At 65.7% G+C, this 17,675-nt stretch carries 5 protein-coding genes; all 5 read left to right on the forward strand.

From position 1 onward, the window contains the following. Positions 1 to 54: 54 nt before the first annotated feature. The 5 genes from AABM36_RS02355 to AABM36_RS02375 are packed head-to-tail and all read left to right on the forward strand — an operon-like array spanning position 55 to position 17,672. Positions 55 to 2,928: a helicase-related protein gene (locus AABM36_RS02355; RefSeq protein ID WP_423447152.1), complete on the forward strand. Its 2,874-nt coding sequence runs from the start codon at positions 55 to 57 to the stop codon at positions 2,926 to 2,928. A gap of 2 nt (positions 2,929 to 2,930) precedes the next feature. After that, positions 2,931 to 7,715, forward strand: coding sequence for an Eco57I restriction-modification methylase domain-containing protein (locus AABM36_RS02360; protein WP_423447154.1), 4,785 nt, complete (start codon positions 2,931 to 2,933; stop codon positions 7,713 to 7,715). Continuing rightward, positions 7,712 to 14,257 carry a DEAD/DEAH box helicase gene (locus AABM36_RS02365; protein WP_423447156.1) on the forward strand — a complete coding sequence of 2,182 codons (6,546 nt, stop codon included), beginning with the start codon at positions 7,712 to 7,714 and terminating at the stop codon, positions 14,255 to 14,257. Before AABM36_RS02360 ends, AABM36_RS02365 begins: the two co-directional genes overlap by 4 nt. Beyond that, positions 14,254 to 16,602: a 3'-5' exonuclease gene (locus tag AABM36_RS02370; protein ID WP_423447158.1), complete on the forward strand. Its 2,349-nt coding sequence runs from the start codon at positions 14,254 to 14,256 to the stop codon at positions 16,600 to 16,602. Before AABM36_RS02365 ends, AABM36_RS02370 begins: the two co-directional genes overlap by 4 nt. Continuing rightward, a complete protein-coding gene (locus AABM36_RS02375; RefSeq protein ID WP_423447160.1) occupies positions 16,599 to 17,672 on the forward strand; it encodes a restriction endonuclease in 1,074 nt (357 codons plus the stop codon). Before AABM36_RS02370 ends, AABM36_RS02375 begins: the two co-directional genes overlap by 4 nt. Positions 17,673 to 17,675 lie beyond the last annotated feature (3 nt).

Below are 17,675 nucleotides of genomic sequence, written 5' to 3' on the forward strand. Positions count from 1 at the left end.
ATGCGTTTGCATTTGTAGACTGCCAGGTAACTGTCCCGCCACACGGAGTCGTTGATGACTGATCAAGCGCTAGATATTGCCCCCGGTGCCATCGTGGAGGTGCGGGATGAGCAGTGGCTGGTGTCCGCGGTGGAGCAGACCGCGGACGGGGAACTGCTCACGGTGCGCGGCGTGAGTGAACTGGTGGAGGGGACCACCGCGCAGTTCTACCGGAGCATTGATTCCGTCCGCACGCAGGATCCCTCGCAGACCCGCCTGGTGGCGGACACGAGCTCCCACTACGCGAAGTCCCGGCTGTGGTTGGAGTCCACGCTGCGCAAGACCTCCTTGCCCATTTCCGAGCCGCAACCCGCCCTGACCTCTCACGCGCTCGCGGATGCACTGACCTATCAGCGCCAAGCGGTAGAGAAGGCTCTGGAACCGGGCCGGCTGCGCACCCGATTGCTCATCGCGGATGCCGTGGGCCTCGGTAAAACCCTGGAAATCGGCATGATCCTGGCCGAGTTGATCCGCCGTGGCCGCGGCCGACGGATCTTGATTGTGACGCCTCGCCACGTGTTGGAGCAGATGCAGCACGAGCTGTGGTCGCGCTTCGCCATCCCGTTCGTCCGCTTGGACTCGGAGGGCGTGCAGAAGGTCAAGCAGAAGCTCCCCGCTACGCGCAATCCGTTCACGTTCTTCGAGAAGGTCATCATCTCGATCGACACCCTCAAGCAGGACCGCTTCATCCACGATCTGCGCAAGCACCACTGGGATGCCGTGGTGATTGACGAGTCCCACAACGTGACCAACCAGGCCACTCAGAACAACCAGCTGGCCAACATCCTCGCGCCCAACACGGATGCCCTGATCCTCGCCTCGGCCACCCCGCACAACGGCAACAGCTCCTCCTTCGCGCAGCTGCTCACGCTGCTGGAACCCACGAGCGTGAGCGCCCGGGGCGATATCAGCAAGGCCGCGGTGAGTAACCTCATGATCCGCCGCCACCGCTATTCGGAGGCCGTGAAAAACGAGGTGGGTGATCGCTGGGCCGAGCGCAAGGAGCCGCAGAACCTGGTGGTGGAGCCCAGCCCCGAGGAGTTTGCGGTGGGGGAGGAGCTGTCCGCTACGTGGACCCACCCCCGGGGAAGCGCCCCGGTCACGGGCAAGGGGTCACGGTTGTTCCCGTGGACCCTGGCCAAGGCGTTCCTGTCCTCCCCGGTGGCACTGCAGGCCACCATCGATGCACGCCTGCGCTCGATCGAGGGTAACGCCGCTGCCGGCGCGGAGCAGGAGGCGCTGCTGCGATTGCGGGACCTCAACGCCGCGTGCTTGCCCGAGAACGGCTCCACACCCCGTTCCGGTAAGTACCGCGAACTCGTGGCGCAGCTGAAGAGCAAGAGCGTGGGCCCGCGGTCCACCGAACGCGCCGTGGTCTTTGCGGAGCGAGTCCCCACTCTGGAGTGGTTGCGCGAGCATCTGGTCAAGGATTTGAAGCTCAAACCGAACCAGGTACGTGTGCTCCACGGCGGCCTCACGGACGTGGAGCAGCAGGAGCTGGTGGAGTCCTTCAAGCAGGCCTCGACCCCCATTCGCGTGCTGGTCACCGGTGACGTGGCTTCGGAGGGCGTGAACCTCCACCTGCAGTGCCACGAGCTGATCCACTACGACATTCCGTGGTCCCTGATCCGCATCGAGCAGCGCAATGGCCGTATTGACCGCTACGGGCAGCTGCATTCACCGCAAATCACCACGTTGCTGTTGGACCTGGAGGGCGCGGGCGAGTTCTCCGGCGACATTCACGTGCTCACCCGCTTGATGGAGCGTGAACGGGAAGCGCACGAGAAGCTCGGGGACGCGGCGTCGCTGATGGGCGCCTACTCGGGTGATGCCGAGGAAAAGGCCATCACCGAGGTGCTACGCGGCGCCAAGGAGTTCGACGCCGTGGTCCCCGCCCCGGAGCAGGCGGCGGAGCACGACGAGAACTTCTGGGTGGACTTCCTGATGAACGCAGGCACCGAGGAGGACCCAGCCGACGCGGATAACGAGATACCGGATGCCGCCCAGAGCTCCGGCCTGTTCGCCTCGGACGTGGACTACCTCCGGGAGGGGCTCGCGGAGCTGTACGCCGAACCTGACAGGACCCGGGACCATGGCGGGGTGGGGCTCACCATTGAGCGCAACAACGCGGGCCATCTGCAAGCTCTCACGTTCGAACCGAGCCCGGACCTGCGCCAACGCCTGCTGGCCCTGCCGCAGTCCTACCTGGAGGAGCGCGGGGTCCTGGACCGCATCCGTCTGACCCCGGACAAGTCCACGGCGGAGGAGCGGTTGAGTGCCGCGCGCAATGATGCCAAGGGCACCTCGTGGCCGGACACCCACTACCTCTCCCCGCTGCACCCGGTCCTGGATTGGGCCGCGGATCGCTCCCTGGCCCACCTGGGCAGAGACGAGATTTTTGCGGTGCAGGCCGCGGCACAGCAGCCCACCGTGGTGATGCAGGGGATCGTGACCAACCGCCGCGGCCAGAACATCGCGGTCTCGTACATGAGGGTGCAGTTCATGGGGGATTACCCGATGGTGCAGCCCAGTGCTTCTCCCGCCGAGCTCGTCGCGGACCTGGGCCTCACCCCGGACATGGTGGGTGTGCCCGTGCAGGAGCCCGAGCAGTACCAATCCCTCATCCCGCTGGCGGTCACCGCCGCCCGTGACTTCATGGAACGGGGGGTATCCGTGGCTGCCCACCAGCAGGCCAAGGAGCGCGTGGATGCATGGGTAGAGCGCATGGACGCGTGGGAGCGCGCCGCGGAGGGCGTGGCCGCGCAGACCCAGTTGTTCAAGCAAACCCGTTCCGCGGTGGAGGGTGAGCGCCGGCTGGCGCAGGAGATGCTTCCGGACCGCACCTATGTGCGCCCGTTGCTGGTGGTTGTACCCAAGGGAGGGAAGTGATCATGCCGTCCAGCGATGCCCTGGTGGTGGTCAACGATTGGATCAGCGAGTTCTACTTCACGGCGGATGAGAATTCCCGCACGTTCCTCGCGGAGACCAAGAAACTCATCAAGGAGTGGAAGCAGGAGGCGGAGGACAACGAATCCTTCCATAGCCCGCTGGAGCGCTTCACCTCGTCGCGCCAGCGGGTGCTGTCCGAGCTGATTGCTCTGCACTCGATGGCCGCGGAGCTGCCCGAGAACGCCAGCCCCCAGCAGCGGCGCGATGCGCTGGGACGCGCCTCGGCGGCGTCGGCGGCCATGCTGCGGGACGTCCTGGATTACGACGCCGCTCCCCACCGCGGTGCCGGCGCCGTGCGGTGGTATTCGGCCATGGGCACCACGGAGCCGAGCGTGGTGGTGATTGACGCGCTCGCCGCGGAGACCGCCGAGGAGCTGCTGTCCAAGCACCACGGCCTGCTCACCGAGGACGTCACCCTGGACGAGGAGTCCGGGGACCCCGTGTCGGGGGTGAGCGAACTGCTGTCCGCGCTGGTGTCTGAGGATCAGCCCCCGCGGTACATGCTGGTGCTGGCCGGGCGCACAGTGGTGCTCACCAGTGAGGACGGGTGGCCGCAGGGCCGGTACCTCGCGGTGGACGTCCAAACGATTGCTGAGCGCGGTGACACCAAGTCTGGTGGCGAGATCCAGCGCATGCTCGCGTGCTTGTCCGCTGCCTCCGTGACCCCGGACGCGAATGGGATCATCCGGTGGGACGAGCGCCGCGAGGAGTCCGTGCGCAATGCCGTGGGTGTGTCTAAGGACCTGCGGGAGGGCGTGCGGGAGTCCATTGAGGTCATCGCCAACGAGGTAGTGTCCCGGCGCAAGGAGCAGGGGCTGGCGCCGCTGCGAGATGACCAGGCGCAGGTGCTCGCGGTGCAGTCCCTGCGGTACCTCTACCGGATCCTGTTCCTGCTGTACGCGGAGGCCAGCCCGGAATTGGGCGTGGTGCCCACGGGTGATCCGGAGTACGACGCCGGGTACTCCATCGACCGGTTGCGTGAGCTCACCCTCAAGCAGCTCTCGTCCCGCTCCGAGCAGGGCACGCACTTCTACGCCTCGCTCAAGGTGCTGTTCGACCTCGTAGAGAGCGGCCATAGCCCCGATGAGGCGCCGGAGCACGACGCCGCCGGGCACGCCGCGCGCGAAGGCCTCACTTTCGAGGCGCTGCGCTCGGATCTGTTCCGGCCGTCCCGCACCCACCTCATTGACGAGGTGCAGCTGGGTAATAAGGCCCTGCAGCGGGTGCTGCAGAACCTGCTGCTCACCAAGGAGCGCCGCGGCAAGGACCGCGGGTTCATCAGCTACGTGGCCCTGGGCATCAACCAGCTGGGGGCGGTGTACGAGTCCCTCATGAGCTACACGGGTTCGTTTGCCAGCGAGACCCTGGTGGAAGTGGCCAAGCGCGGCAACCCGGCGGATGGTTCGTGGGTGGTGCCCGAGGATCGCGTGGACGAGGAGCTGCGCGAGCACGTGGTCATGACGGAGGACGATCTGGGCAAGGAGTCTCCTCGCACCTATCACTTTGGGGAGTTCGTGTTCCGGCTCTCGGGGCGGCAGCGGCAGCAGTCGGCGTCCTACTACTCGCCCAAGGTGCTCACGGAGTTCACGGTGCAGCAGGGCCTGGAGGAGCTGCTTACGGATGACCTCTCCGCCCAGGACATCCTGGGCCTCTCGGTGTGCGAGCCGGCGCTGGGTTCCGGCGCGTTCGCCATCGAGGCTGTGGGTCAGCTGGCCGCTGCCTACCTGGAGCGGCGGCAGGCGGAGCTCGATCAGAAGATCGACCCCGAGGACTATCCGCGCGAGCTGCAGCGCGTGAAGGCCTACATCGCGTTGCACAACGTCTACGGGGTGGACCTCAATCCCACCGCGGTGGAGCTCGCGGAGGTGTCCCTGTGGTTGGACACCATGTCCCGGGGGCTGAAGGCGCCGTGGTTTGGCCTGCGCTTGCGCTCCGGCAACTCGCTGGTGGGCGCGCGGCACTCGGTGTACGACACTTCGGTGGTCACCAAATCCACCCCCAAGGTTCGGATGACGACGACGCCGCGTCACGTCCCCCTGGACCGCACCGTGGACGCGACCACGGGGATCTTCCACTTCCTGTTGCCCGCGGAGGGCTGGGGCGCGGCGGGTTCCAATAAGGAGATCAAGAAGCTCGCCCCCGAGCAGGCCAAGGCGCTGCGGGAATGGGCCAAGCGCGTGCACCGCAAGCCCACCAAGACGGAGATCAAGGAGCTCACGTCCCTCACGGAGCGCATTGACGAACTCTGGCAGCTGGCCAAGCGCCGCATGGTGGAAGCGGAGCACCAGTCCCGCCGGTCCATCGACGTGTGGGGAGCGGACGTGGAGCCCGGGGGCTCGGTCACACGTGAGGAGATCGAGGCGTGGCTGGAGGATCCGAACTCCGCGTACCGCCGGCTGCGGCTCATCATGGACGCGTGGTGCGCCCTGTGGTTCTGGCCCGTCACGCTGCGTGACGATGCTCCGGAGCCGCCCACGTTCGAGGAATGGCTCACGACCATTCGAAAAATCACGGGCTCGAAATTCACGGTCAAGTCCAACCAGCAAGCGGAGTACTTCGGCAGGAGCGAAACCGAATGGGAAACGCTCCAGAACATTGAGGCCATGTTCCCCGCCGACAAGGCCATGAACATTGACCGTTTGCTCTCAGAGACTCCGTGGCTGCGTGAGGCTCAGCGGATTGCCAAGGAGCAGCGGTTCTTCCACTGGGAGCTCGACTTCGCGGCGGTGTTCTCCCGCGGCGGATTCGACTTCCAGGTGGGGAACCCGCCGTGGGTACGGCCGGATTTGGATATGGCAGCGCTTTTGGGAGAAATCGACCCGTGGTGGACGCTCATAGAGAAGCCAACCGAAAAGTTGAGGCGAGTTCGTCACGAGCGTACGTTACAGCTTCCCGGAGCCACGGAGAGCGTGCTTGCTGGTTCGACCGATACGACTGTGCTGGCCGAGTATTTAGGGGCCGGAAGCGAATTCCCGGAGTTTCATGGTATGCGTCCAGACCTTTATCGTGCTTTCATGGCGCAGGCGTGGCGTCATTCGTCCTCTATTGGATGCGTCGCCCTGATTCACCCAGCATCTCACCTCACGGATGCCCGGGGATATGCACTTCGCCGCCAGACCTATCGACACTTGCGGCGGCACTGGAATTTTATTAATGACTTAAAACTTTTTGGGGAGGTCGATAACCACGTTTCATATAGTGTGAATATTTACGGCAACGCGCAAGCCCCGGCGTTTAAGAATGCTGTATCCATGTATCACCCCTCCAGTGTCGTTGGGTCGCTCATTCACGACGGGGGTGGCGCCCAGCCGGGGTTTAAAGAAAATAATGGCAAGTGGGATCTACGTCCCCATGCCGCCCGAATCGAAGATGTTGATTACGGAGTGCTCACAACATGGCATGCGCTCATGGAGGGCGGCTCGCGGGAAATACCGATTGATGAAACTCGAATGGTCTTCACCGTGAATCGTGCTGCAGCGGACGCGCTGGAGCGGCTTACTGATATTCCGGCGCTTCGTGGATGGTCGCCCTGCTTTAGTATTGGGATGAATGAAACGTTCGGGCGACGTGACGGGTACTTCGAATCCCGTTGGGGCCGCGCCGAGTCATGGCGGGATGTGATCTTGCAGGGTCCGTACTTCCAAGTAGGCAACCCATTTTATGCCTCACGAAATTCCACAATGGGTGGGAATCGCGATTATTCACCGGTGGACCTTGAGATGCTTCCCTCGGATGCGCTGCCCGTTACCGAGTACAAACCTGTTTACGAGTACGATATGGATGGGTCGGAATCAACTGCTCGCTACGACCGTAACTACGGTTTCTGGACGGTGAAAGATACCCACAACCCCCGCGAAGACGTTGCGGTGCCGGTGCGAGACCACTACCGGGTGATGTGGCGAGCGATGGCCGCGACCACTGGCGAACGAACTCTAATTCCAGCTATCTATCCTCCCGGTACCTCATCAGTTAACGCAGTCATCGGCGCAGGATTTCCCGGGAACCCCCGCGCGCTCGCATTAACCGCAGCTGGAATCAGTTCTCTTATTTCGGATTTCATGGCTCGAACAACGGTGGGAGGTGGCCTGTATCCCAGCATCGTGGGACGACTCCCCCTCATCCCGGAAGAGCATCCTCTGGCACCAGCGGCTGCCCTGCGTATCCTCCGCCTGAACTGCCTCACCGAGGCCTACGCAGACCTCTGGCGGGACTGCTGGACGCCTGCCATGTCGCAGGAATCGTGGACGGGCGGTCGTGAGCGGCCGGACCGCCCCGCCCTTGGGGACGTGTCCTCGGAGTGGTCGGCGGCAACCCCGCTGCGCCGGGACGAGGACCGTCGTCGGGCCCTCGTGGAGATCGACGCGATCATGGCTCACGTGACCGGCATTCCCATTGACGAGCTGTGCACGCTATACCGCACCCAGTTCGGGGTGCTCTACACATACGAGCGTGGTGAGGATAAGCGCGGCAAGGTCTACGACGCCAACGGTCGCTTGATCCCGTCCACTGTGCGCACGGCATGGAATAAGGCTGGGCGTCCGGAGTACGGCCTGAGCATTGCGGACCGCACGTATGAAACCCCCGAGGGCCGCCAGATCACCGCTCCCGAGCCCTTCCGGATCCTGGACCGGGAGGCGGACATGCGTGAGGCGTACGCCGCCTTTGCCGAGCGCATGGAGCAGGGTGTGTATCAACCGGGTGTCTACGAAGGAGTCAACGGCGCATGAGTGAGCTGCTTCCCTCGCTGCAGGCCGAGGCCATGAAGTCGGCCCTGGTGGAATACGTCACCACGGCCATTGAGTTCTCGGACCGCTATGCGCGGGACGCGTTTGCTGACTTCCTGAGCGACAAGGACCAGGGAATCTTCCGGGGACCGTTCCTGCGGACACGCCTGCCGTTCCACACCGAGCCCGGGGCCTCCCCGCTGAGCGTGCTGCCGGACTGGTTCCAGCCGTACGCCCACCAGGCCGAAGCGTTCCGCCGCCTCACCACGGACCCGTCGGTGGAGGGCCCGCAGGACCGCCGGGGCCTGCGGATCCCGGAACCCACCATCGTGACCACGGGAACCGGATCGGGTAAGACCGAAGCGTTCCTCTACCCGCTGCTCGATTACGCGGTCCGGGCTCGGAAGCAAGGCGTGCACGGGATCAAGGCGATCATCCTGTACCCCATGAACGCCCTGGCCAATGACCAGGCGGGCCGCCTGGCGCGGATGATCCACGAGAACCCGGCGCTGAACGGCGTGACGGCCGCGCTCTACACGGGCGAGCACTCGGGGGCACCGCGCACGGTCATGTCCCCGGAGGGACTCATCGAGGACCGGCACACCATCCGCTCGGCGGTGCCGGACATCATCCTCACCAACTACAAGATGCTGGACCAGCTCCTCCTGCGCTCGGCAGACCGCCCGCTGTGGGAGCACTCGGCCGAGTCCCTGCGGTACCTGGTGCTGGACGAGTTCCACACCTACAACGGTGCCCAGGGAACCGACGTGGCCATGCTCATCCGCAGGCTGCGCCTGGTCCTGGAGCGCCTGGCCCCGCAGCGCACTGCCATGGTCCCGGTGGCCACCTCCGCCACGCTGGGGGACGAAAGCGATATCGCCCCCGTGGCGGATTTCGCGAGCACCATCTTCGGCACTCCGTTCACCGTGGAATCCGTGGTCACGGAACGCCGCGTCACGCAGGACGCGCTGCGTGACGCCGCGCTAGAACGCCTCCGCTCGGGGTCAGTTTCCGGCATCACGGGTGCGGACCTGCAGGCGCAGGAGCATCCCACGCTGACCCAGCTGCAACCGGTCCTGGAGCTCCTGCCTGGGGCCACGGACGGGCGGCTGCCGGAGCCGGCCGAACTGACCCGCCGCGTGCTCGCCGTGCTCTGGCCGCCCCTGGAGAGCCTGGCGGAGAACGCCGAGCTCGACGCCGCCACCGAACGGGACCTCTTCCTCGCGCACCCCCTCGTGAGCGCGCTTCTGTCGGCCGCGGCCCAAGCCACTTCGATCCGCGATCTCGCCGCCGCCCTCGTGCCCCACCTGGACCGGGACACCACCGGAGCCCGCTGCGTGGAGGCGCTGGGTGGCGCGTTGTCCCACGTGCGCTCGCGGGCGGAGCGCAACAGCTTCCCCAATGTGGAGCTGCACCTCTGGACGCGGGAGGTGTCCCACGTTGACCGGGCGGCGTCGCCAGCCGTTGCGTTTGCATGGAGCGACGATCGGGGCGTGCATGATGGCAGCTTCCTGCCGGCCATCTACTGCCGACACTGCGGGCGCTCCGGGTGGGGTGTGGCGCTCACCGGCACGGGCGATCTGATCGTGAAACCCCAGACCATCCGTGAAGCCCAGGCCCGCAGATCCGGGCGGTTCCGCGCGCTGATTTCTGTGCCCGGTGTGGAACCTCAGAGCGATGATCGCCTCCGGTTCCTCAATCCGGAACGGCGCGCGATCGAGGACGAGCTTCCGCAAGAGGACGCCGGGGATCTGGATGCCCTCCCCGTGTGGATGCACGTGGGCCTGGAAGCGGACGGCCTGAGCATCAGAGACAACTGCCCGGCGTGCCAAGAAAACGATGGCATTCGATTTGTGGGCTCCCGCACCGCCACGCTGCTCTCCGTGGCGCTCTCCAGCCTGTTCGGTGCGGAGGGGCTGAACCTCAGCGAGAAGAAGTCGCTGGTGTTCACGGACTCCGTGCAGGACGCCGCACATCGGGCGGGTTTCGTGGAGGCTCGCTCATACTCCCTGGCATTGCGTTCGGCGATTCAGTCCGCGCTGGCCGACGAGCCCACTCCGGTGCGGGACGTGGTTAAGCGCATGATGGAACTGGCCCAAGAACCTGAGGACCGGTACCGGCTGCTGCACCCCTCGATTGCCGAAAACGCGCCCGTTCGCGGGTACTGGGATGACTCCGAGGACCGGAACAGGCGGCGTCGTGCCCGGGAGCGTGTGGCCACGCGCCTGGAGTTCGACGTGGAACTCGAGGTGGGCCTCGTGGAGTCTTACGGGCGCACCCTGGCCGCCACCGGAACGGCCGCGGCCTCCGTGCAGGCGGCCGAGGGCGAGCTAGAGACCCTGGGTCATGACGTGCTGGAGCTGGCCGCGCGGGAACTGACCATCGACCTGCCCGGGATCGAAGCCCGCGGGGCCGCGCGGCCCGGCGCGTGGGTGCGCGGCATCGTGGAGCGCCTGCGTGGAGACGGTGCCATCGCCCACGAGTGGCTGCGCCCGCACCGCGAGAAGGGCGGAACCCGCTACGAAATTTGGGGCGGGCGCCGGCCCAAGGACGTGATGCCCGCCTTCCCACGCCAGCGACGAGCGCCCGCGTTCCCCGCCACGGGCCGGTTCAAGGAAAATTCCGAGTTCAAGGATCTCACCAACTCCAACAGCTGGTACGTGGACTGGACCTCACGCTGCTTGGGCGTGGACCGGCGCCGGGCGGGATACCTGCTCAAGCCCCTGTTCACCGCGCTCAGCGAGCACCGGCTGACCGACACGGTTCCTGTGATGCAACGGGGCACCGTGACCGCGGAAAGCTACGGCTTGCGCCCGAAGAACCTGGTGCTGGCCGCCCTGTCCGGCCCCGCCGAGATTCTGCGCTGCCCCGAGTGCGGTCAGGTGGTCACGGGACTCCCCGATACCCTGCGCACCCTGGCGGGCGGTCCCTGCACCGCCTACCAGTGCAAGGGCTCGCTCCACCCGGACACCCTGCGGGACAGCTACTACCGCAGCCTGTACCGCGGGGACATGCGGCGTGTGATTGCCCGCGAACACACGTCGCTGCTCGCCGCGGACACGCGCCTGCAGTACGAGAACGAGTTCAAGAACAGTGAGACCACGCCGGGAGCCCCCAACGTGCTGGTGGCCACGCCCACGCTGGAAATGGGCATCGACATTGGCGATCTCTCCACCGTGATCCTGGCGTCCATCCCGGACACCGTGGCCTCCTATCTGCAGCGCGTGGGTCGCGCTGGCCGCCTGACCGGAAACTCCCTGGACCTGGCCTTCATGACCACGCGCGGCAAGGGCTCGGCGTTCATCGAACCGCAGTTCATGCTCAACGGCGGGGTGCGCCCCCCGGCCGCGTATTTGTCCGCGGAGGAGATTCTGCACCGGCAGTACACGGCGTTCCTCATGGACCGCATGGCGGGGGACGAGGGCACGCCGGATCCCGCGCGCGCGGCTTCCGTCATGAAGTCCAGCGACCCCGGGACGTTCTTGGGCACACTCCTGGCCGATGCGCGCGAGCATTCCCAGCAGCGACTGGATGAGTTCCTCTCCGCGTTCCAGGTGGGCGACGAGCCCCGGCGGGGCATGACCCATGAAGCGGCGCAGGCCCTGCGCACGTGGGCCACGTGGCCGGAGAACGGCGAACCCAGCGGACTGGAACGAGCCATCAAGGCCTCGGTACAGCGGTGGCAGCGCGAGAAGGCCGAGCTGCATCATCGCCGGGAGCGCGTGGAGAAGCAGCTTCGAGCGATTGCCGATGGGACCGTGGTGATTACGGCGGAGGAAGACGGCAAGCTCGCCACGGAACTCGAGGGACAGCAACAACTGCTGGACGAGCAGGAGCAGAAGCTGGGTCTCACGGAGGACCCCGCGGCGCGCGAGCGGGAGGAACGCCGGCTCAAGGGAAGCAGCGCGAGGCTGCGAGCAGAGTCCTCGCAACTGAGCCACGAGCACTGGATCGGCGTGCTCGAGCGCTTTGGTGTGCTACCCAACTTCACCCTGTTCGATGACGCGGTGAGTTTGGAGGCCACGCTCACCTACCGGGATGAGCACGATAACTGGAAGCACATCCCCGCGGAATATGAACGCTCGGGCTTCACGGCCCTCACCGAACTGGCGCCCGGCAACACCTTCTACGCCGGGGGCCACGAGCTGAAGATCGACTCGGTGGACGTGGGCAGTGACGGCGCCGGGGTCCGCCGGTTCGCCTTCTGCCCGGCGTGCGGGTACAGCCAGGAGATTGCCCCCACGGAGCGCATGGACGCGTGCCCCGCATGCCTTAAGCCGGCCATCGCGGACTCGGGTCAGCATCTGAACGTGGTGGAGCTGACCAAGGTGTCCTCCACCATGGAGCTGAACCAGGCCAAGATCTCCGACGGCCGCGAGGACCGCGATAGCACCTCATACGACACCCTGACCATCCCGGACTTCACGAAGTCCGACACCCGGGCGGAGTGGTCCATCGGCGGGACCGGGGTGGGTGTCACGTTCCGCCGCGGGTCACGGCTTACGCGCATGAACGTGGGCAAGCCGCGGGAAGGCGCTCGCGAAGCAACGCTCGCGGGGCGCTCGCAGCGCATTGGCGGATTCTTGATCTGCCCCGTCTGTGGTCACCAGGACGAGAACACGGACGAGAACAGCGCACGGGAACACCAAGGCTGGTGCACGCAGCGCAGGGTAGAGAACCCGGAATCCGTGTCCGTGGTGCTGGCCCGGGAGCTGGTCACGGAATCCATCATGATCAGCCTCCCGCCGTCCATCACGGAAGACACTTCCGGGCGGTCCCTCTGGAGCTTCTACTGCGCGCTCATGCTGGGATTGCGGGAGCGCTTCGGCGGGGAAATCAGCCACCTGAACATGGAGGTGGTTCCGGATGTCAGCCGGAACAACGCGGACTCGCTGCTGCTGTTCGATTCCGTGCCCGGCGGCACGGGCTACCTCGCAGAGCTGGCAACCCCTGAATCCCTGTGGCATCTGCTGCGCGGAGCCCACGAGTTCCTGGTGGGCTGCGTGTGCCAGGACGAGGACAAAGCGGCCTGCTTCCGCTGCCTGATGCCCCACGTGCGCGCGTCGAAGCGTGAGTACCTGAGCCGGCAGCGCGCCGTCGAGATCCTGGGCACCATACTGGGCGACGAGGAGCCCGGGGATGAGATGACCTGGCGCGTGGAGGAAGGCCGTGCGCCCGTGGGCGATGACTTTGAATCGGCCCTCGAGCACCGCTTCCGTCGGATGTTCCGTGCCGCCGTGGGTGCTCTGCCTGGGGCTCAGGTCACGGACACGGTGGGCGACGGCGGTCAGGGATTTTCCGTCATGTTGGGTGGCGTGCGCTATTCCTACGCCTCCCAGGTGCGCCTGGGGGATACCCAACCGGACGCGCTGCTCACCTGGCAGGGCCAGTTCGGTAGCCAGGGCGCGGCCATTTATCTGGACGGGCGCACGTACCACGCCACGACCGCACACGACCGGGTGGGCGACGACGCCGCCAAGCGGCGTGGTCTGCGCGAGCGCGGCTACCTGGTGTACGTGGTGACCCACGCGGACCTGGACGCGTACGAGGCAGCGCAGCGCGGGGAGCCTGGCCAGGGGGTCCTCACGGACATGTGGGTCACACAGTTCACGCGAGCCCTGCAGCGCCAGGGGGTGGTGGATGCCGCGGACCTCAGCTACCTGGATGCCAACCCCTTTGACCAATTGCTGAGCTTGATCAGCGACAGCAAGACCGATCCGTTCAAGCGGCAACTCAGCGTGGCCAAGAAACTGAATCTGCTGCTCTTCACGGGAAAGCCCACGCCGGTGAGTCTGGATGCCCTGGCCGAACAGGCCCGAGCCATCCTGGACACGCCGCCTGAGTCACCGCTTCCGAATCCTCCGCGGACGCCGACCACCAAGGGGTTTGTCCGCCGCACGGGCCCCCTGGTGATCTTGGGGGACGTCACGCCCACTCACAGCCGGCTGGCCGTGGTGCTGGATGATCGGGACGCCGCCGTGGAATCGCCCTATTTCTCCGATTCCTGGCGCCAGTGGTTGGCGCTGTCCAACCTCCGGCAGGACATGGAGCCCGGCGCCGTCACCATCCTGGAAACGTGGACGTCCGCGGCGGAGCATGCGGCCGAGGAGCGAGAAGAAAACCAGTGGCTGGAGTTCTTCTCCCACCTGCCCAGTACGCAGGACGCCCCCGCGTCTTCTACCGAGAAGGAACGCGCAGGATTGGGCAGCATGAACATCCTCCACTCTTCCGGGCCCGTGGAATTGACCCCTGACTGGAAGAACGCCGTCTCGCAGGCCGATTCACCCGAAGAGGCGCAGATCTTGACACTTGCGGGTCAGCAAGGGCTGCCCTTCCCCGAGATCGGGGAAGAAATGCAGGGATACGTGGTGGATCTGCTGTGGACCGACTTCAAGCTTGCATGGCTGGCCGAGGAGAAGAGCGCGGAGGCCTTCGCCGCGGTAGCCCCACCTGACTGGACCGTGACGGGCCCCGATACGGACACCATTCGAAAGATTCTGACCACCCACGGTGACACCACTCAACGGAAGACGGAGATGCCATGACTGCGCCGCAGAAACAGCTCATCCTGGACCGAGGGTTCCTGGGCAGCTACGAGAAATCCATTGCGGGCAAGGTGAATGCCACGCTGGAGAAGCTCATCAAGGACCCCACCACCAATGGCCTGCACGTGGAGCCCATTCAGAACTGCGCGGATGATCGCGTTCGCACGGCGCGGGTGGACCAGTTCTACCGGCTCGTCCTCTTCGACCTGGGCTCGCTGTGGCTGCTCTACGGCGTGTACGCGCACGACGACGCTTACCAGGTGGCGGCCAAGGCCTACGCGCGGGTGAACCCCACCAGCGGCGCAGCGGAGATCCGTCAGGTGGATTCCACCGCCATTGCCGGTGCGGAGCACTACACGGATGCCGAGCTCAAGGCATTGGTAGAAGCCCGCGCCGCGGAGATGGTGGCGTTGCAACAGGAGGAGGACACGGCGTCGTCGTCCCCCGAGGCCCAGCCCGAAACGGTGATTGTGGCGCGTAACCCCCTGGCTGCCCTGGCAGCGGAAGAGCTCACCGCCCAACTGGGGGTGGACGAGTCCGTGGCCACGGTGGCCGTGCGTGCGGGCTCGGAAGCGGACCTCATGGCCTTCCTGGGCCGGGTGGGTGGCTGGCAGGCGGACGCGCTGCTGGACCTCGCCACGGGGGAGACATTGGAGACCGTGCGAGAGCGGTACACAGCCGTGGACGAGCCCGTGACAGGCGGCACCGAGGTGGGCGTGCCCTCCGAGACCGATGCCGTGGTGCGCGCGGTGACTACGCCGCGGGCGGCCTCTCAGTTCCACTTGATTGAGGACGACGCCGCCCTGGAGAAGGCCCTCGCCAGCGGCGACTTCGATGCGTGGCGGCTGTTCCTGCACCCCGACCAGCAGGAATACGTGGACAAGAAAACCTCCGGACCGTTCCGGCTCTCCGGCGGCGCGGGCACGGGTAAGACTGTGGTGCTCGTCCACCGGGCGGTGCGCTTGGCGCGAGAGAACCCGGACGCGCGTGTGCTGGTGGTGTCCTACACGCGCAACCTGGTGGACATGATCGCGCAGCAGATCCGTGCGCTGGACCCGCGCGTGCGCATGGCAGGGCAGCTTGGCCAGCCCGGCATCACGGTGATGACACTGGATCAGGTGGCCCACCGGGTGCTGGGGGTCGCTAACGGGTCGCAGGGACTGTCTCAGGCCATGGAAGAGGTGGTGGGGTGGGGGGTTCAGCGGACCCCTGACTACCGCAGCTCCGGCGCGTACGGGGCGAGCCCGTGGGACGAGGCCATCGAGGCGGCCGGAACGGAGCTGCCCCACCAGGTGGCGGTGCCCGCGTTCTTCCAGTCCGAGTACCAGGAGGTGATCCTGCCGGCGCTGATCACCGAGGAGCGGGAGTACCTCCGGGCTCCGCGGATGGGTCGAGGAACACGCCTGGGGCGCAACCAACGACGTGCAGTCTGGGCTGCGGTGCAGCGTTACCGTGCCGACGGTTTGGCCACGCAATCCGTTGACTGGGATGAAGCGGCGGCAATTGCTGCGGCTTTCCTGCGCCGTTCTGAAGGGCGGCTCCCCGCGGATCACGTACTGATCGACGAGGGGCAGGACTTCACCCCCACGCGCTGGCAACTGGCCAGGGCGTGCGTGGCGGAGGGCCCCGATGACCTGTTCATCGCCGAGGACTCGAACCAGCGAATCTACGGTCAGCGGATTGTGCTGGGCCACTACGGCATCAAGGTGGTGGGGCGCTCACGGCGGCTTCGTCTGAACTACCGCACCACCGAACAGAACCTTGCGCTGGCTCTCAAGGTGTTGGAGGGCGGGGAGTACAACCTGGACGAGGTCGAGGGGGAGGCGGTGGACCACGCCCACGAGCGATATGTGTCCAGCCGCTCGGGGCCCGTGCCCGTTCTGCTGCCCGCGCGGGATCTCGCGCAGGAGTACGAGCTCGTGGCCGAGCTGATCAGAAGGTGGCTCGAGGAACTGGCTGAGGAGGGCCTCCCCGCCAGCACCCTGGGCATCCTCACCCGCACCAAGAAGCAGCGCGACGCGCTGGTCCGCACTCTGGGAGAACTGGGCGTCAACGCGGCCCCGGTGGACAAGCAGGACATTCCGCAAGGAACCCCCGCGGTGATGACCCTCCACCGGGCCAAGGGCACGGAGTTCTCCCGTGTGCTGCTGTTCGACGTGAGCGAGGCATCCATCCCCCGGTTCTTTGCCGGCAGCGACTACGACGAGAAGGCCCACGAGGACAACGCCCTGCGGGAGCGCTCCCTGCTCTATGTGGGAGCTACACGTGCCCGCGACGTGCTGGCGATCTCGTGGAGTAAGAAGGCGAGTCAGTTCTTGCCGGTGGCGGGGGAGGTGCGGTCATGACCATGTGGGGTATCCACAACGACGTTCTCGCCGAAGAGCTGCTCTCCGAAGGGTTCGTCTCGATCGGGTGGGAGATCGGGGATATCTCCCTCATGGGGGATGACCCGGAGCGCATCAAGGCAGCCCTTCTCGTCAGTGAACCCAGTGCCAAGCAGGGGGCTATCGCTCTATGGGCGGGGATCCAGCGGCGTTTCGCCTTCGAGATGGCCGAGGGAGACATCGTGATCTTTCCCAGCAAAGCGGATCGGACGTTGAACTTTGGTGAGGTCATCGGGGAGTACCGGTACCACGCCGGAGAGCGAATTCATAGGCACAGACGCGCGGTGCGGTGGCTCAAGACGGGCGTCCCCCGCGGGATCTTTCCGAAGTCGGCCCTCTACGAGATTGGGTCGGCGCTCACGCTGTTCCAAGTGAAGCGCCATGCGAGTCTCTTTCAGGAGTTCTTGAACGCGCCTTCCGAAGACGCCTTCGAAGCGTCGCTGCAGACCACCGACGGGCCCTCTTCCCTTCCAGTGGGAAGGCCCGCCTCTTCGGAGGCGAGGGTCTCCGCGGCTGATCTGGAGGAGGACGCACACGATGCGCTACCGACTGCGAAGCAGATCGAGGACAACACCAACGACTTCATCACGCGGACCCTCCTGGAAGATCTCACGCATCAGGCGTTCGAGGAATTTGTGGCTGATCTCCTGAGAGCCATGGGCTATCAGGCGCGCGTCACTGCATACACGGCGGATGGGGGTGTGGACGTGCTCGCTCACAGAGACGTCCTTGGTCTTGAACCGCCCCTCATCAAGGTTCAGTGCAAACACACCGCCTCCACCAAAGGACGCCCCGATATTCAGGGTCTCCTGGGGACGCTGGGTGCCAAAGACGAACATGGCTTGTTCGTGACCCTGGGCTCGTACAGCAGCGAGGCGGCCGCACTGGAACGTGAACGCCACAACCTCCGACTGCTGGGCGGTAAGGAGATCACGGATCTCACACTCACCTACTACGAGTCGCTTCCTTCCAAGTGGCGCGACAAGCTGCCACTGAAGCGGATATACGTGGTGGACGAGAAGATCTCCTAGACT

The sequence above is a fragment of the Kocuria sp. KSNUG genome, from assembly GCF_049532735.1.
GTDB lineage: Bacteria > Actinomycetota > Actinomycetes > Actinomycetales > Micrococcaceae > Kocuria > Kocuria rhizophila.